Annotated in this window: 20 protein-coding genes and 1 riboswitch; of the genes, 12 read left to right on the forward strand and 8 right to left on the reverse strand. The window is 42.1% G+C overall.

Annotated elements, in window-relative coordinates; translation table 11 throughout:
- The 6 genes from TH606_RS05100 to TH606_RS05125 form a co-directional block, all read left to right on the forward strand.
- Positions 1–874: sulfite exporter TauE/SafE family protein (locus TH606_RS05100; protein ID WP_157627864.1), on the forward strand; the 874-nt coding region annotated here is incomplete at its 5' end.
- 15 nt (positions 875–889) lie between these two features.
- The gene (locus tag TH606_RS05105) at positions 890–1,321 is read left to right on the forward strand and encodes a hypothetical protein (protein WP_068541849.1); all 432 of its coding nucleotides are present in this window, start codon (positions 890–892) and stop codon (positions 1,319–1,321) included.
- Between the two features lie 245 nt (positions 1,322–1,566).
- Positions 1,567–3,291: an ArsB/NhaD family transporter gene (locus TH606_RS05110; protein WP_068541892.1), complete on the forward strand. Its 1,725-nt coding sequence runs from the start codon at positions 1,567–1,569 to the stop codon at positions 3,289–3,291.
- A gap of 9 nt (positions 3,292–3,300) precedes the next feature.
- Positions 3,301–4,245, forward strand: a complete 945-nt coding sequence (locus TH606_RS05115; protein ID WP_068541850.1) for a universal stress protein — start codon at positions 3,301–3,303, stop codon at positions 4,243–4,245.
- A gap of 439 nt (positions 4,246–4,684) precedes the next feature.
- Entirely contained in the window at positions 4,685–6,424 is a 1,740-nt protein-coding gene (locus tag TH606_RS05120; RefSeq protein ID WP_068541851.1) for an ArsB/NhaD family transporter, read from the forward strand.
- A 12-nt stretch (positions 6,425–6,436) separates the two neighbouring features.
- Positions 6,437–7,384 (forward strand): universal stress protein, encoded by a 948-nt coding sequence (locus TH606_RS05125; RefSeq protein WP_068541852.1) that lies wholly within the window; start codon positions 6,437–6,439, stop codon positions 7,382–7,384.
- On the opposite strand, the gene TH606_RS05130 is transcribed toward TH606_RS05125, so the two are convergent.
- Entirely contained in the window at positions 7,381–7,902 is a 522-nt protein-coding gene (locus TH606_RS05130; RefSeq protein WP_068541853.1) for a (Fe-S)-binding protein, read from the reverse strand. The genes TH606_RS05125 and TH606_RS05130 overlap by 4 nt on opposite strands.
- 223 nt (positions 7,903–8,125) lie before the next feature.
- Here TH606_RS05130 and TH606_RS05135 point away from each other — a divergent pair, with 223 nt between their 5' ends.
- Positions 8,126–9,049, forward strand: coding sequence for a manganese-dependent inorganic pyrophosphatase (locus TH606_RS05135; protein ID WP_068541854.1), 924 nt, complete (start codon positions 8,126–8,128; stop codon positions 9,047–9,049).
- 39 nt (positions 9,050–9,088) lie between these two features.
- Here the strand turns inward: TH606_RS05135 and TH606_RS05140 are convergent, their stop codons facing one another.
- The 3 genes from TH606_RS05140 to TH606_RS05150 are packed head-to-tail and all read right to left on the reverse strand — an operon-like array spanning position 9,089 to position 10,497.
- On the reverse strand, positions 9,089–9,526 hold the full coding sequence (locus TH606_RS05140; protein ID WP_068541855.1) for a hypothetical protein: 438 nt from the start codon (positions 9,524–9,526) through the stop codon (positions 9,089–9,091).
- A 9-nt stretch (positions 9,527–9,535) separates the two neighbouring features.
- Positions 9,536–10,048, reverse strand: a complete 513-nt coding sequence (gene lptE, locus TH606_RS05145) for an LPS assembly lipoprotein LptE (RefSeq protein ID WP_068541856.1) — start codon at positions 10,046–10,048, stop codon at positions 9,536–9,538.
- Positions 10,048–10,497 (reverse strand): phosphate-starvation-inducible PsiE family protein, encoded by a 450-nt coding sequence (locus TH606_RS05150; protein WP_082863534.1) that lies wholly within the window; start codon positions 10,495–10,497, stop codon positions 10,048–10,050. Before TH606_RS05150 ends, lptE begins: the two co-directional genes overlap by 1 nt.
- Positions 10,498–10,553: 56 nt before the next feature.
- Between TH606_RS05150 and mutL the strand changes: the two genes are divergently transcribed.
- Positions 10,554–12,236, forward strand: a complete 1,683-nt coding sequence (gene mutL, locus TH606_RS05155) for a DNA mismatch repair endonuclease MutL (protein ID WP_068541858.1) — start codon at positions 10,554–10,556, stop codon at positions 12,234–12,236.
- On the forward strand, positions 12,169–13,161 hold the full coding sequence (gene miaA, locus TH606_RS05160; RefSeq protein ID WP_082863529.1) for a tRNA (adenosine(37)-N6)-dimethylallyltransferase MiaA: 993 nt from the start codon (positions 12,169–12,171) through the stop codon (positions 13,159–13,161). Before mutL ends, miaA begins: the two co-directional genes overlap by 68 nt.
- On the opposite strand, the gene TH606_RS11675 is transcribed toward miaA, so the two are convergent.
- The gene (locus tag TH606_RS11675) at positions 13,141–13,614 is read right to left on the reverse strand and encodes a GGDEF domain-containing protein (RefSeq protein ID WP_068541859.1); all 474 of its coding nucleotides are present in this window, start codon (positions 13,612–13,614) and stop codon (positions 13,141–13,143) included. The genes miaA and TH606_RS11675 overlap by 21 nt on opposite strands.
- Positions 13,615–14,044: 430 nt before the next feature.
- A complete protein-coding gene (gene fmt / locus TH606_RS05170; RefSeq protein ID WP_068541860.1) occupies positions 14,045–14,992 on the reverse strand; it encodes a methionyl-tRNA formyltransferase in 948 nt (315 codons plus the stop codon).
- A gap of 365 nt (positions 14,993–15,357) precedes the next feature.
- Positions 15,358–15,574: riboswitch (cobalamin riboswitch) on the forward strand.
- Between the two features lie 121 nt (positions 15,575–15,695).
- Here fmt and TH606_RS05175 point away from each other — a divergent pair.
- The 3 genes from TH606_RS05175 (at position 15,696) to TH606_RS05185 (ending at position 19,651) form a co-directional block, all read left to right on the forward strand.
- Complete coding sequence (locus TH606_RS05175) at positions 15,696–17,543, forward strand: TonB-dependent receptor plug domain-containing protein (RefSeq protein ID WP_068541861.1); 1,848 nt, start codon at positions 15,696–15,698, stop codon at positions 17,541–17,543.
- A gap of 73 nt (positions 17,544–17,616) precedes the next feature.
- Positions 17,617–18,489, forward strand: a complete 873-nt coding sequence (locus TH606_RS05180) for a cobaltochelatase subunit CobN (protein WP_068541862.1) — start codon at positions 17,617–17,619, stop codon at positions 18,487–18,489.
- Complete coding sequence (locus TH606_RS05185; protein ID WP_068541863.1) at positions 18,473–19,651, forward strand: adenosylcobinamide amidohydrolase; 1,179 nt, start codon at positions 18,473–18,475, stop codon at positions 19,649–19,651. Before TH606_RS05180 ends, TH606_RS05185 begins: the two co-directional genes overlap by 17 nt.
- A 5-nt stretch (positions 19,652–19,656) precedes the next feature.
- Here the strand turns inward: TH606_RS05185 and TH606_RS05190 are convergent, their stop codons facing one another.
- Complete coding sequence (locus TH606_RS05190; protein ID WP_068541864.1) at positions 19,657–19,920, reverse strand: type II toxin-antitoxin system RelE family toxin; 264 nt, start codon at positions 19,918–19,920, stop codon at positions 19,657–19,659.
- Positions 19,917–20,096, reverse strand: coding sequence for a hypothetical protein (locus TH606_RS05195; RefSeq protein ID WP_068541865.1), 180 nt, complete (start codon positions 20,094–20,096; stop codon positions 19,917–19,919). Before TH606_RS05195 ends, TH606_RS05190 begins: the two co-directional genes overlap by 4 nt.
- Positions 20,097–20,137 lie beyond the last annotated feature (41 nt).

The raw sequence follows: 20,137 nt of genomic DNA on the forward strand, positions 1-20,137 counted from the left end.
TTTTCGGACACAATTACTGAAATACTACCGCGGTAAGCCCTGGTGGTTCTGGCCGTTAGCCCTTTTTATTGCTACTTTTTTGATAGGCATAGTAGCAGTTTTAGGTGGTGTAGGAGGTGGAGTACTTTTTGTCCCCATAGTTAGCGGCTTTTTCCCTTTTAATCTTGATTTCGTAAGGACAGCAGGCTTACTGGTGGCTTTATCAGGCGCTCTAGCAGCAGGTCCGGGGCTACTTATGAGAAATCTGGCCTCTTTAAGGCTAGCTATTCCCATCGCTTTAATTGCTTCTACCGCCTCTATTGCTGGAGCTATGATAGGCCTTGCCCTACCGCGTAATGTCGTTCAGCTCCTATTAGGAGTAACTATTCTTTTTATCGTAGCCCTTATGTTCTTTTCTAAAAAAAGTGAGTTCCCCGAAGTCAAAAAACCTGACAAGCTTGGTTTAATGCTTGGTATATGGGGGATTTACCGCGAAGAATCAACGGGTGAAGTTTATAAATGGCATGTCCACCGCACACCACTAGGGTTGTTATTATTTATAGTAATTGGCGTGATGGCTGGCATGTTTGGCTTAGGAGCGGGCTGGGCTAACATTCCAGTACTTAACCTATTAATGGGAGCTCCTATCAAAATATCAGTAGCAACCAGTAAATTTTTACTCTCTATTACTGATACCTCCGCCGCCTGGGTATATATCAATAGCGGTGGAATAATACCCTTGATAGTTATTCCCTCACTGGTAGGCATAATGCTTGGCTCATTTATTGGAGTGAGGATGCTTGCTGTGGCTCGGCCCGCTATGGTCAGATGGATTGTTATCGGAATGCTTCTTTTTGCTGGCATAAGAGCCGTATTAAAAGGCCTGGGAATTTAAATTAGGAGGTAAACTATGGCTGAACGTCTTGACCCTAACACCCAGATAGAAACTCCACCAGAGGCTATTATTTACGCCAAAATTTTGCAATATGGTTCTATTTTTGGCATAGGTTTGATGATAGTTACTTTTTTGATTTACATTTTTGGAATTTTGCCTGCGTTTGTTCCTCCGGAAAAGCTGCCCAAATTGTGGCACCTTACCGCCCACGAATTTATAGAACATATTGGGCTTAAAACCGGCTGGGACTGGGTTCATTATTTAAGTTACGGCGATATCCTGAATTATATAGGTATTGCTTTCCTGGCCGGTTTAACTATCATTGGTTACGTGGCAATTTTGCCTTTCCTTTTTTCTTCTGGGGCCTATATAGTAGGGATTATTTCTGTTCTTGAAATTATTATCTTACTATTAGCGGCCTCTGGGATTCTCCAGGCAGGACACTAATCTTTTTCTTACCAATATTTTAAATTTAAAAAAAGCGGGGATTTGATTCCCCGCTTTTTTTATTTTTTTACTCGTTTAAAAATCCATTAAAGTAAATACAATTTACAATCGAATATAAGAACAGCTTAAAAAAATAGAGAGGGAGAAATCCCATGCAGCAAATTAAAAGTTGGGACCATCAACAGAGAAGAGTTATTAAAGGAATCTGTCCTGTTACTGTGCTCAACAAAACTGTTCTTATTTCAATGCTTTTATGTTTTTTTCTTTTTAACCTTTGGTCCTCAGGATGGGCAGGCGGCGGGGGAGCCCATCAAAATATCCCACTTAAAGGCAATGTCTATATTTTTGGTAAAATTCTGGATTCTCATAAAGAACCTGTTCCCCGAGCCGAAATATCTGTCCTGTTGAACGGAGAAACTTATTATTTTGACCCTAAACATGGGGTATCTAAAATTCATACTGAGCTTGATGGCTCTTTTTATTTGGCCCTTGATATTCCTAAAGAAGAATTTCAAAAAAGCCAAATAAAGTTAAAAATTTACAAGTCCGCCTATAAAAACCAAGAAATTACCCTTTCTTCTTCGGATTTCGCCGTAAAAAATGGAGAATATTACACTAAAGTCAAAGTAGTACTTAAAAGGACTTTAAATCCTGCCTTCTGGATTGCTACTGTGGTTTTCTTATTGGCTTATATTCTTATTTCTTTTGAACTTCTTCATCGTACCCTGGCAGCCATGCTTGGGGCTGCCATTATGCTGGCTATAAGCTATACTATTGGTACTTTTAACCCGGATTACCATATCATCTCATATGAAAGCGCCATCAAAGCTATTGATATGAATGTCATCTTTCTCTTAATGGGAATGATGATTATTATTGGAGTCCTTAAAAATACCGGCGTTTTTCAATGGTGCGCTTACAAATGCTACCAGATCTCCCGCGGAAATGTATTTTTACTTTCTATCATTTTAATGGTTTTTACAGCGGTATCTTCGGCTTTTCTGGATAACGTAACCACCATGCTCCTTTTGACCCCTGTGACCATTGAAATAGCTTTGGCTCTAGGGATAAATCCTTTATCTCTTTTAATCCCTGAAATTTTAGCTTCAAACGTTGGAGGGACAGCCACCCTTATTGGCGACCCCCCTAATATTATGATTGGCTCTTACGCTAAACTTACCTTTCTACAATTTGTGGAAAACTTAGCCCCGGTATGCGTTGTAAGTTTGATAGTTTTATTCTTTTACAATCGTTTTCTTTACGGAAAAGAATACAAAAAATCCAAAATAGAAGATGTTGAAGCCTTTCTTGAAAAATTACGCCAGGAATATCAGATAACTGATAAAACCCTTCTAACTTTTGGCCTTCTAATAATGGGAATTGTTATTCTCATGTTTCTCCTTCACGGAGTTTTACACATGGAAGTAAGCATTGCTGCTCTTTTTGGAGCGAGCATTTTATTTGCTTACGGAGCTATTACCAAAAAAGTAGATATAGCCCATCTGGTTGAAAAAGACATTGAATGGCTGACTCTTCTATTTTTCATATTTCTCTTCATATTAGTTGGTGCGGTGGAGGAGGTAGGTCTTCTGGATATAGTAGCTGATGGGGTATTAAATCTCTCTCAAGGGAATTTGACCATAGCTATTTGTTTGATTTTGTGGGTTTCCGCCATTATGAGCGCTTTTGTAGATAATATTCCCTTTACCGCTACCATGCTCCCTATTACTGCTTACCTGACAAAAGTTATCCCTGGTGCAGAATCAGGTGTCCTCTGGTGGGCCCTGGCTTTAGGAGCCTGTTTTGGTGGCAACGGAACCATGATAGGTGCCAGTGCCAACGTGGTTACACTGGGAATAGCTGAAGCAGCAGGACACCGGGCAACCTTTTTTGGCTTTATGAAGGTAGCAGGACCTTATACCATCATTACTATTATATTGGCTAACATCTGGTTACTATTATTCTTTTAGGGGGCCAACATGGAAAATAAAATCGTTCCTAGCATTAAAAACGTGTTAATACCTGTAACTCGTGACGACCATTCCTTTAAAGCGGTAAAATTTGCAGCCAGGCTTTTAGCCCCGCTTTCCCCAAAAATTACCCAAAAGGTTTTTCTTATTCATGTTTTAGCTCCTAGTTTTCTTGAAAAAATGGCTTCTAATGTAGATATTCGCTTTCGGAATATTTTGGAATCGCCTATTTTTAGAAACATTATTCAACAACATATTGAAAAAGAAGTTAAACCTTTCCTTCGCCAGTTTACCCAGATTTTTAAAGAAAACTCCTTTGAAGGAGAAATACAGGAAATTATTACTCAAGGTGAACCAGGGAAAGAAATTGTAAATTTTGCGGAAAAAAATAATATACAAAGCATTATAATGGGGCGACGCCGCCGGTCCCACGCTGCCGAAACATTTCTTGGCAGCTGTAGCCATATTGTTATTAACCGGGCCAAGAAGCAATTTGTCTATATTATAGGTCAGCATGTACGTGAAGAGGGCTGCCCCATCAACAAAATCCTTGTAGCTGTTGACGGCTCAGTTCCCTCTTTAAAAGCCCTTAAAGAAGCTGCGGCCTTGGCTACCAGTTTCCCTGACGGAGTAGTCAAAATTGCGGTAATGACCGTTATAGACCCCATTTATCTGAACAAAGACTCAGAAGAAGAAAAAGAGGCCCATGAAATTATTAATGCTGCTCGTAATCTACTTTTAGAGTTAGGAATAAAAGAGACAAACATTGACACTTTTCTTGAATTTGGAGACCCAGGAAGAACTATTGCCAAGATTGCCGATGAAGAGGATTATCCTTTGATAATGATGGGACGCACAGGGAAAACGGGTCTAAAAGAAATAGTGTTAGGAAGTGTTTCTACCAGAGTCATTCATAAAGTTCAAAAAGCTACTGTTGGTTTAGCTCCTATGTAATAAAAATTACTAATATCTTCTCTTTACAAAATAACCAAACTGTAATTTTTTTAAAAAATGTCCTAAAAATTGGACTTTATATTGTTTTGGATCTCTGATTATTAGAAGAGGCAATAATGTTATTTATACGAATATTTTTGCACAACAAAATACCTTCGCGAGACAACGTAATTCCCGCGACAGTTTTACGGGATTGTTTTGCCACCTTGTGCCTTACAATTACACTTCCTCTTGTCACAGTGAGGAGCACATTTTTCTATTGTCACTGCAAGGAGATCCCTTACTTCGCTCAAAACAAGCAAAGCAATCGCAAGGGTTGCTTTGCTTAGTTCGCAATAGTAGAGAAAAGATGCTGACTTATGATTATAGTGTACAAATTGTTTGTTTTATGATCTCATTAATAATGCTTAAGACCTAAAAACATGAGAGGTATAAAGCTATGTTCAGACTTTTAAAAGTTCTAAGTCTATGTATCATCACCACTTTCTTTTTTATTTCTTTAGCGCTGGCAATTCCCTTAGAAAAAGATGCGCCTTTCCAAAAGGTTTTTATTTTTGGTAAGGTTATAGATACTCATAAAGAGCCTGTGGCCCAGGCTAAAATTAAAATTTTTATAAACGGCCAACCCTATCAAGCTAAAACCCATCAATCAAAAGAAGCCCTTCTTACTGAAAAAGACGGCTCTTTTTATTTAGTCTTGGATATTCCTGATGAGGTATTTCATAAAAGCAACATCTCTCTTCTCATTGAAAAATCAACCTATAAAAAAACCAAAATTTTTTTTACCCCTTCTGACTTTGCCCAAAAAGATAATAAATATTTTGTACAAAAAGAAATAATACTTAAAAGGACTTTAAATCCTGCTTTCTGGATTGCTACTGTGGTTTTCTTATTGGCTTATATTCTTATTTCTTTTGAACTTCTTCATCGTACCCTGGCAGCCATGCTTGGGGCTGCCATTATGCTGGCTATAAGCTATACTATTGGTACTTTTAACCCGGATTACCATATCATCTCATATGAAAGCGCCATCAAAGCTATTGATATGAATGTCATCTTTCTCTTAATGGGAATGATGATTATTATCGGAGTCCTTAAAAATACCGGCGTTTTTCAATGGTGCGCTTACAAATGCTACCAGATCTCCCGTGGAAATGTAATTTTGCTTTCTATCATATTTATGATTTTTACAGCGGTAACTTCGGCTTTTCTAGATAATGTAACTACAATGCTCCTTTTAACTCCAGTAACTATAGAAATTGCTCTTGCTCTAAAAATAAATCCTTTATCTCTTTTAATTCCTGAAATTCTTGCTTCAAACGTTGGAGGGACCGCAACTCTTATTGGTGATCCTCCTAACATAATGATTGGTTCTTATGCAAAACTTACTTTTCTACAGTTTGTTGAAAATCTTGCCCCAGTATGCATAATGAGTCTTTTTATGCTTTTTGTTTATAGTCGCTTTATCTTTAAGGAAGAATATAGCAAATCAAAGATAGAAAATATTGAAGCCTTTCTTGAAAAGTTGCGCCAGGAATATCAAATAACTGACAAAACCCTTCTAACTTTTGGCCTTCTAATAATGGGGATTGTTATTCTCATGTTTGTTCTACACGGAGTTTTACACATGGAAGTAAGCATTGCCGCTCTCTTCGGAGCAAGCATTTTATTTGCTTACAGTGCTATCACCAAAAAGGTAGATATCGCCCATCTGGTTGAAAAGGATATTGAATGGCTAACTCTTCTCTTCTTCATGTTTCTTTTTATTCTTGTTGGTGCTGTAGAATCAGTAGGGCTCCTAGACATAGTAGCTGATAGTGTTCTACATTTATCTCATGACAATTTAATCGTTGCTATTAGTTTGATTCTTTGGGTTTCCGCTATTATGAGCGCCTTTATAGATAATATCCCTTTTACCGCTACCATGCTACCTATAGTAGCTTATCTTACCAAAGTTATTCCAGGTGCAGAATCAGGAGTTCTTTGGTGGGCCCTTGCTTTTGGGGCTTGTTTCGGTGGCAATGGAACTGCAATAGGAGCCAGTGCCAACGTGGTTACCTTGGGGATTGCTGAAGCGGCTGGCTATCGTATGACATTTTTTGATTTTATGAAAAAAGCGGGGCCCTATACTATACTCACAATTATATTAGCCAATATTTGGCTGTTATTATTCTTTTAAGGGAGAAGTCTTATGGAGAAAAATTTACCTCACTTAAAAAATGTTTTAATACCAGTAACCAAGGATGATCCTTCTTCAAAGGCTGCGATCTTTGCCGCCAATTTTCTTTCTCCACTTTCTCCTCAAATAGTCCAAAAAGTTTTTCTTCTTCACGTTATTGCCCCAAGCTTTATTGAAAAAATGGCTTCTAATGTAGATATCCGTTTTCGGAATATTTTGGAATCGCCTATTTTTAGAAACATTGTTCAACAACATATTGAAAAAGAAGTTAGACCTTTTCTTGATAAATTTGTTAGTTTGTTTAAAGAGAATTCTTTTCAGGGAGAGATTGAGGCCATAATTTCTCAGGGAGAGCCAGGCAAAGAAATTTTAAAAATTGCAGACCAAAGAGATGTTCAGAGTATTATAATGGGTCGCCGTCGTCGTTCTCGCACGGCAGAGACTTTTCTTGGGAGCGCCAGCTACATAGTAATTCAACGCGCTAAGAAGCAATTTGTTTATATAGTTGGCCAAAGTATTATTCAGGATGGGTGTGCAGTAAAAAAGATTCTTGTTGCCGTTGATGGTTCAGCTCCTTCATTAAGGGCTCTTGAAGAAGCTGGAGCTATAGCTAGTAGTTTTCCGCCAGGATTGGTTAAGGTTTCTATTGTTTCTGTTGTTGATCCCATATATTTGGAGCAAGCCTCAGAGGAAGAGAAAGAAGCTCATATGATATTAGAACAAGCTAAAAGTTTACTTTTAAAAATGGGTGTTAACGAGAAAGACATTGACACTTTTCTTGAATTTGGAGACCCGGGAAGAACTATTGCCAAGATAGCCGATGAAGAAGATTATCCTTTAATAATGATGGGACGCACAGGGAAAACAGGTCTAAAAGAAATAGTGTTAGGAAGTGTTTCTACCAGAGTCATCCATAAGGTAAATAGAGCCACGGTAGGGCTAGCAGCTTTAGAAGATTAAATAAGGTTTTCAAGTTTTTGACATAAATCTTTATATTTTTGGTCTTCAAATAAGGGTTTACACTGTAATAAATCAACATCTCCCATAGATAGCTTACTGGCAAAAGCCAGGCAAGTGGCTTCACCGCAGAGGCCACAATTGGTTTTAGGGAGATATTTATAAATTTCTAGGGCGGTTGGCTTCTCTTTAGGCTCAAAAAGAGGAGTTATTTCTTCTTTCTTTAGCCAGATTTCTTTTAACAGTTGATCAAGTTCAGCTAAAAGTTTTTTCCCTTCAGGAATATCTTTTACATCTGCTATCTGGGCCTCAAAGCGGCGCAAAGCCACTTTGTGTTTGCTCATCTTAAAGACTATAACCGGTTCCTTAGGTTCATAAAAAAGGACTTTAGCTGTAGCGTTTATATAAGGCATCAAAGGGGTCAAATCTTCTTCTGAGGGAATTACAGCTTTGTACCGAGGACATTTAGCATCCACATAACAAGAAGCCGGCTCCAGACGAAAATCTTCTCTCAAAAACATTTACAATTCTCCTGTTTTTTATATCTCACGTATTTTAAGATATATTATCAAAAGGCTTATTTTTTAAAAGATTTTAAAACAAAACTATTGTCATTTCACCATATTACCACTTGGCAAATTTTTTTTACTTGAGCTATCTTTAAACGACTTCTATAAAGAGTTATCAGAAAGATTTAAAAGAACTATAAAATTATTCAAGAAAACAAATAATAAGGAGGTAACGATGGCAGCAATTGTTGTAGGACACAAAAACCCTGACACAGATTCTATCACCGCGGCTATTTCTCTGGCTTATCTCAAAAGCAAGTTGGGCGTTGAAGCCAAGCCTGTGGCCCAGGGGGAGCTTAACCCTGAAAGCAAATTTGTCCTTGATAAGTTTGGTTTCTCTGCTCCTGAAATTGTAACTGACGCTACGGATCAAAAAATCTTTTTGGTTGACCATAGTGACAAGTCTCAAAGCCTAGATAACCTTGAAAAAGGCGAAATTCTTGGCATTGTTGATCACCACAAGCTTGGCGATATTACCACTCCTAATCCGATTGAAATCTGGGTATGGCCGGTTGGTTGCACCTGCACTGTTTTAAAGGGCATGTATGACTTTTACGGGGTAGAAATTCCTAAAGAAATCGCTGGTATCATGTGCTGTGCTATCTTGAGTGACACGGTTATCTTTAAATCTGCTACCTGCACTCCCCAGGACGTTGAAGCCGCTGAGGCTCTTGCCAAGATTGCTGGTATTGATGACCTTAAAGCCCTCGGCCTTGAAATGTTTAAAGTAAAAAGCGCCATTGAAGGCACCCCTATCCGTGATCTGGTTTACCGTGACTATAAAGACTTTGACATGAGCGGTAACAAAGTTGGTATTGGCCAGCTTGAAGTGGTTGACCTTTCTCTGGTTGAGCCTATTAAAGATGAGCTTTATTCTGAACTTCAGAAAATTAAAGAAGAAGGTGGTTATCACAGCATTTTCTTTATGCTCACAGACATTATGAAAGAAGGAACTGAACTTCTCATAGTGTCTGATAATCCGGCGGTGGTAGAAGTGGCCTGGGGTGTTAAACCTGAAGGCCGTTCTGTATGGCTCCCTGGTGTCATGAGCCGTAAAAAACAGGTGGTTCCAAACCTTGAGAAGGCCTTTGCTGGTTAATATGGTCCAAGGGGGCACTCATAGTGCCCCCTTTCGTTTCTAAGATACTCTTTTTTCAAGCTCTCTAATTAGGTTTATCAGCTTTTCTTCAAGTTCATTTTCGTTCTTTAGATCAAGGGTATCGGTCACGTAATAATCGAGTGGAAAACGCACTTTTATTTCTTCGTCTAAATCAAACTCTATACCCAGGATACCTTCCAGGAAATCTTCCATTTTTTCCCTGTGTAGGGTTTCTGCTTCAAGCCTTAAAATAAATTGATTGCCTATTCGCTTAGCTTCTATCTCAAGTTCATGGATAGGACTTTGAGGATTGGTATAAGAAGCTTCGTGTTCATCACCTTTCATGGTAAAGCTTTTGGATTGCCAACCAAGTTCTTCGGTTAAAATGCGGTGAATAGCGGCAAATAAAACATCGTCTTTTTGAGCTTTAACCGCGTAACTCCTTATAAAATCAAGTAATCCGTCAAATATGCCCATGTCCCCTCCCTAAAAAGAAGAAGATATCTGATGATAGATTATTTCCGCCATGTCTTCACACATTTTTTGAAGGGCTAACTCTCGCCCTGGATCTACTTCTTCCCCGACCCTTTCACGAAAAACGGGGTATTCTTCCGTCCGCGAAAGATTGTTGTTACGCCAGATTACATGGCCTTCTTTATCTACTAGTTCAGCCTGAGCCCTTAAATAAACCCTACGTTCAAGGGTCTCGGTGTAAATATCATAGGAAAGTCCACCTACTGAGACAGAAATAATTTCTCCTCGCAAAATGAGATCAGCTTCTTCCTCATCGGTGATTTTAAAGTCTCCAGCCATCTCTATACGTTTTCTTAGCTCCTGGGCTAAAATCTCTCCCAGACGAATTTCAGAAGTAGGATTTTCCCAAACAGGCACGTAAATTTTTTGCCAGGCTGGAGAAAAGTGAACAGGGCGCCCTTCTAATTGATACCCACATGAACATAAAGAAACCAAAAAAAATATAGAAATAAAAATACGTAACATTAGTCTTCCTTATAACGAAAAGCTTGCTCTCTTAAAAGCCAATAAATTATCCCTAGAGCCAGCACCGAAAAGGCCAAAGCAAAAATTTTAAGAGCGGGTTCTCCCTTAAAGTCCAAAATAATAAACTTGCGAGTAAGAGCCAAAAGGGCAATTAAAACTACTGTTTTAACCTGAACAATTCCTTCTTTGTGTACAGTAACCTTCAGGATAGAATGTTTAAATTCAAGAGCAATTAGGACTGTCATAAACATACCAAAAAGAGTCTGGAAAACTTTATGTTCTAAAGGATTTAGCCTTAACTTGAAAAGAATTAGAAATGTTTGTAAAAGCAAATCATAAAGTGAAATCAAAATGATGAGAGCAATAGTAAAAGTTAAAATCCAGGCTACTACCTGTTCAAACTTTTGATAAAAAGTAAGAGTATGCCATTCTTTGCACCACTTTTCCATGTTACCCATTTTTTACTTCCCTTTTTGGTTTTAAATTAATAACATCAGGTTTAATTATGCCGCGAATTAAAATTTTACCAGAAAATATTGCCAGAAAGATTGCCGCTGGTGAGGTTATAGAACGTCCGGCTTCGGTAGTCAAGGAGCTTTGCGAAAACGCCTTTGATGCTAAAGCCAAACAAATTGAAATAGAATTATATAACGGAGGCCTCTCTTTAATAAGAGTAAGAGATAACGGTCTTGGCATGTCTCCTGAAGACCTTAAGATTTGTTATCTTCCCCATGCTACCAGCAAAATTGAATCAGAAGAAGACCTGTTACGCATAAAAACCTGGGGCTTTAGAGGAGAAGCTCTCTCAAGCATTGCCGCTGTCTCAGAGCTAACTATCTCTTCACGTGAAAAAGAGGCCTTAATCGGGGCCAGAATCAAGATAAAGTTTGGCAAAGAAGTCTCTTTTTTGGAGAAAGGGCTTGCCCCTGGCACCATCGTGGAGGTGGCCAATCTTTTTGCCAACGTGCCGGCCAGAAAGGCCTTTCTTAAAAGCCCTCGGGCAGAAACAGCTCGCGTAAGCGAGATAGTAAAACTCATGGCCTTTGAAAACCCTCAGGCAAGTTTGAACCTCAAAACACAGGGTAAAGTTCTTTTTGACTACAATTATAAACTCGGTCGCCTGGGGCTTATGGCTGAGCTTTCCGGCCTCAAAACCGAAAATTTTCTGATGGAAGAGCTAGAAAGGGGAGATTTGCGCTTAAGTATAATAATTTCCCAAAATGAATACTATTTCCCCACCGCCAGGTTTCTTTATTTCCTGGTAAATAACCGGGTAGTTAAAGACAAGCTAATTTCAGCCGCTGTTTTTGAAGGATTAAAAAGTGTTTACCCCAAAGGGCGCTATCCGGCTCTTCTCCTTGCCCTTACCCTTCCGCCTGAAAAAGTAGACGTGAATGTGCATCCAGCCAAATGGGAAGTACGTTTTCGTGAAGAAAGATTGGTCTTTGAACTAATTAAAAGTGGCCTTGAAAACCTTTTTAAGCCTGTTGTTTCTTTTGAAGTAAAAACTGAAGAGGAAGACATCCCCGTTTCTTTCTCTTCTCCTAAAGAAGATTTCTCGCTTTCTAGTAAAGTAGCCGAACCAAGCCCTGAACCTTTTCAAAAACTAGCGTCTTTATTTCCTGAAAAACCGTCCTTTCAAGTAATTTCCCGTTTTGGCAAGGAATTTTTTTTAGTACTTGGTGAAGAAGAACTTTATATTTTTGACTATCACGCCGCCCACGAAAGGCTTCTTTTTGAAAAATGGAAAAAAGAAATAAAAGAAGGCTTAAAGACACAGCCTCTTCTTGTGCCACAAGTATTTTCCGTTACAGGAAAAAGCCTTGAAAGATTGGAAACTTTAGCCCCTGTACTCAATTCCCTTGGGTTTGAGATTGACTTTTTTGGTGAGGGAAAAATTATCTTAAGGAGCGTGCCGGCCCTTTTGGGCAGTTCCTCAAAAGAAGTCCTGGAAAGCTTTCTGGCCGAAGAAATAAATTTTTCCACTGAAAATATCATAGAAGAAGTAATGGCCCAAATTTCCTGCAAAGCCGCCCGTAAAGCAGGCGAAAAGTTATCCTTTGAAGAAGTGCTTAATCTATTTAAAGAGGTTAAAAACGCAGGACTTTCTCATTGCCCCCATGGAAGACCACTTTACTGGAGAATTGACCTTGACGAAGTGCGCCGCAAACTCGGAAGAAAAATTTGAACATAATATCCCTTTAATAGCTGTAGTAGGCCCTACTGGTGTTGGGAAAACAGAAGTGGGCATTTTTCTGGCAGAAAATTTAGATGGTGAAATAATAAATTTTGATTCTGTCCAGGTTTACCAGTTATTGAATATCGGGGCCGCCAAACCCAGCCCGGAAGAGCTTGCCCGTGTACCACATCATCTTCTTGGATTTTTACCGCTGGACAAAGAATTTAACGCTGCTCAATTTGTGGAACTGGCGGACCAGGCCATAAAAAAACTTCACCGGGAAAAAAAACTTCCCATTCTGGTAGGAGGGACCGGATTATATCTAAAGGCTTTACTCCACGGTCTTTTTGAAGTAGGAGATACCTCTCAGGCCAGAAAAGAACTAAAAGCAAGACTAAAAAAGGAAGGGCTTTCCTCTCTTTATGAAGAGCTTAAAAGAATAGACCCGGCTTATGCCCGAAAAATCAGCCCAAAAGACTGGGTGCGCATTTTGCGAGCCCTGGAAGTTTATTACACCACGGGAAAACCCTTTTCAGAACTTGCCAGAGAACACGCCTTTGCCAGAAGGCGCTACCCCTGTTTAAAGATTGGACTCACCCTACCCCGGGAAGAACTCTATCGCCGTCTTGACCAAAGGGCTGACAAAATGCTTGCCGCCGGGCTTTTAGATGAAGTTCGTAAAATCTTAGCTATGGGCTATTCTCCGGAACTCAAACCGCTAAAATCTATTGGTTATAGGCATATGATAGCCTACCTTAAAGGAAAACTATCTTTTGAAGAGGCCGTTCGCCTCATGAAAAGAGATACCAGACGCTACGCCAAGAGGCAGCTTACCTGGTTTAAAAGAGACCATGGGGTAAAATGGTTTCACCCAAACGAAAAAGAAAAAATTCTTGTTACAGCGAAAAAATTTTTAGACTCGTACCGGTTTTAAAGCCCCATTTTCCTTACACCAGTACATGGAAAAGTCTGCCCGCTCAAGGGCCTTTTCCAGGGTATCAGAGGCTATGATATTGGTAAGGCCAATAGAAAATTTTATTCGGCGCACACCATCAGGGAATTTTAGGGCAAAACCATTTTCATAAAGACTTTCAGCAAAGGAAGTAAATTTATCAAGGGTAACCCCTACAATTACCGCGCAAAATTCATCACCATGAAGACGGCAGGGAAAATCTTTGGGCTTAAGATTTCGTCTTAAAACTTCGGCAAAGGCAATGAGGGCACGGTCTCCCCATTTGTGGCCGTACTTATCGTTAATAGACTTAAATTTGTCCAGGTCAAAATAGCAAAGCAAGTAATCTTCTTCAAAGATATTAGCCATTACTACTTCATTAAAAAACTTTTCAAGGGCATTTTTGTTCCAAAGGGCCGTAAGTTTGTCGCGCAAAAAACTCTCTTTAAGAAAGGAAAGCTCTCTTTCAAGTTCTTCAATACGACGAATATAATTAGCAATCTTATTAATTTCTTCAGCCAGGCCAATGCGGCCGGCCAGACGGGGATCAAGTTTTTCAAGAAGAGAATTAAAAAGGCCTTTTCCTTCTATAAGCAGATTTAAGATATAGTTGTCTTTCTTTTTAACCTTGGTGGCGGCGTAAAAGGCATCGGCATACTGGGGAGGAAAAGGAACTTTTCTTGAGCGCTGAAGTTCAAGAAAGGCAATCCAGGCTGCTAAAAGGGCCTCCCTTTCGGCTTTAAGCTTTTCTTCAAAACGCTGGCTTCGGTTACCTGAGGGATAAGCTCTTCTCTAATATTTTCAAACATTCCCACTCCTTTTTGCTGGAGTTTTTGTTTATTATCGCCATCTCCAGTAAAAAACTTTAATTTTTTGACTCAAACTTTTCACCGGGCTTGGGGCGATAGCCTCGCCAAAATTCTTCGGCTGTAATTCTCTTTTTGCCTTCAAGCTGGAGCTCTCCAACCTTTAAAAGGCCTTTACCAGTGCCTATTAAAAGTTTTCCTTCAGAAGTTCCAAGGATTTCTCCTGGGGGGCCTTCTTTTTGCTCGTCAGCTTCTGGACTAAAAAATTTGACCAGCCTGCCACGAAAATAGGCATAAGCCGTGGGCCACGGGTCAAGACCTCTTATAAGATTGGTAAGCTCTTTGGCTGGCCTGTTAAAATCAATTAGTCCGTCTTCTTTGCGAAGTATCGGGGCGTAAGAGACCCCTTCTTCAGGCTGTTTTTGAGGAACAAGCTCTCCTTTTTTGAGCTTATCTAAAGCTTCGTTTATTAATTTTGCACCAAGTTGGGCTAGCCTATCATGAAGAGTTCCAGCAGTATCCTGGGGGAGAATAGGGATTTTTTCCATAAGAAGGATATCTCCTGTGTCCATCCCTTCATCCATCTGCATTATAGTGATACCAGTCTCTTTTTCTCCTGCTATGATAGCCCAGTTAATGGGGGCAGCCCCGCGAAACTTGGGCAAGAGCGAAGCGTGCACGTTTATACAACCAAAACGGGGAATCTCTAAAACTTCTTTAGGCAAAATTTTTCCGTAAGCAGCCACCACTATTACGTCAGGAGAAAGCTCTCTAAGTTTTTCTAAAAAATCCGGGCTTTTTATCTTGACTGGTTGTAATACCGGGACACCTGCTTCCTGAGCTACTAGTTTAACAGGCGGGGGGGTTAGTTTTTTACCCCGGCCAGCAGGTTTATCTGGCTGGGTTACCACGGCTATTACTTCATCTTCACGGCTAAGCAGGGCTTTAAGTATCGGCACGGCAAAGGCCGGTGTCCCCATAAAAACGATTCGCAGTTTATCTTTCATAACCTAATTCTCCTTCTAGCTAGCTTAAGTTCAGAATAACAAAACAAAGCTTTCAAGTCAGCCATGAAAAAGGTAAGCCATCAACCACCCTTAATGGCTAAGACAATGACAATTTGGGAGTTGTCATGGTGAACTCTCGCCCCCTTCCCGGTTATTGCGAGCCAACTCCTTCCTAGTCATTGCGAGCCGCGAAGTGGCGAAGCAATCCCTCTCGCGAGGCGACGCAGTCGCCGTGGTGTGGCGATCTTGACTTAATGTTTTAGAATTTTGCCAAAGTCTCATCATCTATTATATTTTCCAGTTTTAAAGTTTGTCTGTCCCCAATCAAGCTTGACTTATTGTGGAATGTAGTTTATTTGAACTCATTTATAAACAGGGCTTCGGGTGCCCAGGTACGGGTTAAACGGGAAGTCCGGTGAAAGTCCGGCGCTGGCCCGCAACCGTGACCGGGGACGAAAGCCGCTAGGCCCACAAGGGTGACAGGCCACTGGAGCAGGAGGCCATAAGGCCGAAAGCTCCGGGAAGGCGCGGTGAGTAGGATGATCCGGAAGCCGGGATACCGGCCCGAAGCCCTTTAAGGAAGCGGAGCTTCGGGGCTAACTGCTCCGTTTCCGAAAAGGGTCTTGGTGCACCCTACCCTTTCGGAAACCTTCCCCGAAGCTCCCTTCTTCAAAACAAAAACTAAATTGAAGGAGGGAGCGTTATGAAAAGTCGTTTTTGGTCTTTCTGTTTGGTCCTTTGGTCAGCCGTGTGTTTTGGCTTTCTAACTTTTTCGGCAGTACAGGCTGAAGAGGCCACAGAACTTGGTGAAATCGTAGTCACCGCCACCAGGACGCCTGAACCCGTAGAAAAGATAGCCAGCAGTGTTACGGTTATCACCGCTAAGGAGTTAAAAGAACAGGGCATAGAAACTCTCACTGACGCCTTGAGAGAGGCCTTGGGAGTAGCAATTCTTCAAAATGGTTTTGGCGGCACAGCTTCTATTTCAGTGCGCGGGGCAGATAACGGCCAGACCGTAGTCCTGATTGACGGTGTGCCGGTTTACGACCCAAGCGGCCTCGGAAAAGGTGACTTTTCCTGGATGCTTCCCCACTTAAGTGTTGACCAGATTGACCGCATAGAAATCGTCCGCGGGCCTCAGAGTGTGCTTTATGGTTCAAACGCCATGGCTGGCGCCATAAACATCATTACCAAAAGGGCCAAAAAAACCGGCGGCGAAATTTACGGCGAATTTGGCTCTTATACTACTTTTCAGGAAGGTTTGTCCCTTTACCGCCTGACGGAAAACACGGACCTCGCCTTTAGTTTTAGCAAGAAGGACAGCAAGGGCATTTCCAAGACAGTTAGCGAGCCTGACCGTGATGCCTACCACAACGGCAACCTGAATTTAAGCCTTGACCACGCCTTTTCAGAAAAAGTAAAAGGCGGGGCCTCTCTTCTGGTATCAGCTGCCTCTCACGAACTTGACGGCTGGAACTATAAATCTGATACCCGTATAGGCTTTTTTAAGTCTTACCTTGACTGGCAGGTTTCAGAAAATTTGGCATCTCACCTTGACCTGGCCTTTACCAACAGCAAGCGGGAATACGACGAAGGCTCAGGAGGTGAATACAAAGGACGCCTCTTTCGCCTTTCCTGGCAAAACGACTACCAGCTAACTGATTTTGCCAGAGTAATAGCCGGCCTTGACTGGCAGAAAGAATGGGCAGACATTACTTCTCCCTGGGGAAGTCCTTTTGATAAAAATGCTTACGAATGGGCACCTTTTGCCGAACTGGCTTTAGGTGGAGAAAAATGGGTGGCCAATCTTGGCCTGCGCTACACCAAACACGAAACTGCCGGCGATAAAGTTACCTATCGGGTGGCCGGGGCTGTTTTCCCAGTGGAAGCCATTAAATTACACGCCAGCTACGGCACGGGTTTTCGCACCCCGGGCTTATACCAGCTTTATGACCCATCTTATGGAAATAAAAATTTAAAACCTGAAGAGTCCTGGGGATATGACGCTGGAATCACTTTTTACGCCTGGGATAAAAAAGCAAGCTTTGATGTAACTTACTTTTACAACAAGTTCAAAAACTTGATAGACTGGGTTTCCACCGGCATGTGGACTGGACAATATCAAAATGTTTCCGGCTGGTCAAAGACTTACGGCGTTGAGTTTAGCTCTACAGTTAAACCTATTTCTTGGTTGAGTATTAAAGCTTCCTATCAAACGCTTTCCGCTAAAGATGATAAAGGTCAACATCTTTTAAGAAAACCGCGCCAGAAGGCAAACTTCGTAGCTACTATCTATTGTCCAGACAATAAGGGAAGCATTTCTTTTAGAGGCCTTTATGTGGGCAAATATAAAGATTTTGACTGGAATACTTACCAGGAAGTTCAAATGGATAGCTACTTCGTGGCTTATCTTAACGCTCGTCTGAACCTGCGTGAAAACTTAACCCTAACCGGGCGTATTGATAACCTTTTTGACAAGGACTACCAGGAAATCTACGATTACAAGACCCCGGGAAGAAGTGTTTACGTAGGCCTGGAATATCGCTGGTAGAATTTATTGGGTAATTTAATTTTTATTCTCGCGGAACAAGGGCGAGTTTTCGCCCTTGTTTCAATTTAAGCTAATGATAATCAAAATCCTCTACTACACTGCCACGGGAACGGAGATTTACTCAGTGGCCAGGGCTTACGAGGCACTCAGGGCTGAGTGCCCTGGCCTTGAGCTCGTGGTGCGCACGGCAGACGATGTATTTGACATCCGCCAGGAAGAGCGCCTGGCAGAGCTCGCCAAAAATGCTAGAGCCGTAGTTATCCTGCCCCACGGCGGGAGGAAGTCCCTCCCCGGCCTCTCCAGAGTTGTCTCCGCCGCTAAGGATGCCAGCATAATCCACGTGCAATCCCTTTCCGGTAGCAATGAAGACCAGGCTCTCGTGGCAAAATACACCCGCCAGGGGAAGATACTTTTGGGTGGCCTTTTAAACGGAAACTTCTTCATCACCATACAGCCTCCCCGTGGCCACCTTGAAAAGCTTGAAGAACTTTCCCCTGAAGACTTAAACCTTCACGACCCTGAGCTTTCTCCCACGCATCACTATCTTTGCTTTTACCGCTGGCTTGAGGAAGTCTTCGGCGCCCAAGCAGTAATTCATGTTGGCAAGCACGGCTCCCTTGAGTGGCTCCCGGGAAAGGCCGTGGCCCTTTCAGAAGAGTGCTACCCGGACCTTGCCATTGGCACACTCCCTAACATTTACCCTTACATCGTAAATGACCCCGGTGAAGGCACCCAGGCCAAGCGTAGAAGCTACTGCGCCATCATTGACCACATGATCCCTCCCCAGATGGCGGCTGGCCGTTACGGTGAACTTGCAGAAATCGCTGAAAAAATCGCCGAATGGCAGGTAATCCGCCAGGAAAACTCCGAAAAAACCGGCCCTTTAGACTGCCTCGTGCGACAAGAATTCACCAGAGTGGAGGTCCCTCATGTCTCAGGCGGTTAAGCTCTTTGAGCCCTATCACGGGCTTTCTATTTTTCGCAGTGAAAAGATCCTTTACGGAGCCTTTTCAAGCCCGCACGCGGTTATCTCCACCTGCCGGGTAAACGGCGGCCTTCGCGAAGACATAGATTTTGTGGCCAACCACCAGGCCTGTGAGCCCAAACCCTGCCCTGGCCAGGAGCACGAAAAGTGTCTGGCCATAAGGGACCCGCAGGGCTACCACCGCCTGGTGTGTGAATACCACAGCCTTCCCCCGGAAAAGACCGTGCTTTTAGGCACCGCCGCTAACATGAACCTGGCTGGCTTTGCCGAAGAAGGCTTTGCCATTCCTGAGACTCAAGAAAAGCTCATTGTCTTTTGTGTGGCCACCGCCGGGGTTGAGACCAACGCCGGCCGCGCCGGAGACCCTTCCCAGGTATTTGAGTGGAACGGCCGGTTTTTCCCTTTAACTGATCACGGCACCATAAACATCATGCTTTTCGTAAACCAGGAAATAGCTCCGTGTGGGCTGGTGCGGGCAGTAACAATGGCCACTGAGGCCAAAACCGCCGTGCTCCAGGAGCTAAATGTGCCCTCGCGCTATTCAGAAGGCCTTGCCACCGGCACGGGCACTGACCAGATAGCCATCGCCTCCCTAAAAAACGGAAATACTTTACGAGGGACAGGCAAACATGTAAAGCTTGGAGAGCTTATTGCCAGAGCGGTGAAAAAGGCCGTGCGCGAGTCCCTCGCCCGCCAGAACAAACGCACCCCTGAGAGTATTCGCTACGCACCAAGGCTCCTTGAACGCTTTGGCCTGGGAGAGGAAGCCTTTTTTGAGAAACTAAAGCCCCTTTTGCCAGAGCCCCACTACACCTGGCTTTACCGCAACCGCTACGCCGTGCTCTCAGACACGGCGTTTCTGGCAGCGGTGCTCGCCTTCGTGCATCTCCTTGACCAGCACGCCTGGGGGGTTATACCGCGCGACCACCGCGAAGCCCTGCTTAACCAGGGAGCGCTTATAGCCTCTGCCCTTTCTGGCAAAGATAACCAGTTCGCTAAATTCAAGGAAAAGCTTTCAGCTTACGAGGAGCCAGAAAAAATACTTCTTGCCGCTGTGGCTACTGGCTTTCAAGAAAAATGGCAAGTGCCTTACTACGAAGTGAAAGAGGATGAGAAAAAATGAAAAATTTAGCGATAAATATCGCGCCGATGCCCTACCAGATGGACGATTATGAGAAAATTTTCCCGGTCTATTTCGTAAATTATGCGGTAATCTCCCACTCTAAATTTGTAAAAACTTTTAAATTTTCCTTTAAGAGGGAGCGGCCTTATAAGATCCAGATTTTCAGCCAGCCATTCTATTCTTTGACGAATTCTGTTTTTAATTTCTGGGGGGAGTCTTTTTATAGACTCAAAAGCAGTAGGGGTAAACTTGACTTCATAAAAACTCACTTAAAAACCTCTTCTAAAGATAAAAGCTTGCCTTCTTCTTTTTCTTTTAGACTCTGGCAAAGTTTCTCTTCTACCTCTGGCCTTAACTCTAAGGTAGATTCCGGGTCAAAAAACTCTTCAAGGATTTCTTTTAAAATACGCCTGAGACTTTCTTCTTCTAAAGAGATTTTTTTCATAAGAGATTCCTTTACCACCAGGGCTTTTTTAGAAGTTAAAG

Origin of the sequence: Thermodesulfatator autotrophicus, assembly GCF_001642325.1 — a bacterium.
Classification (GTDB): domain Bacteria; phylum Desulfobacterota; class Thermodesulfobacteria; order Thermodesulfobacteriales; family Thermodesulfatatoraceae; genus Thermodesulfatator; species Thermodesulfatator autotrophicus.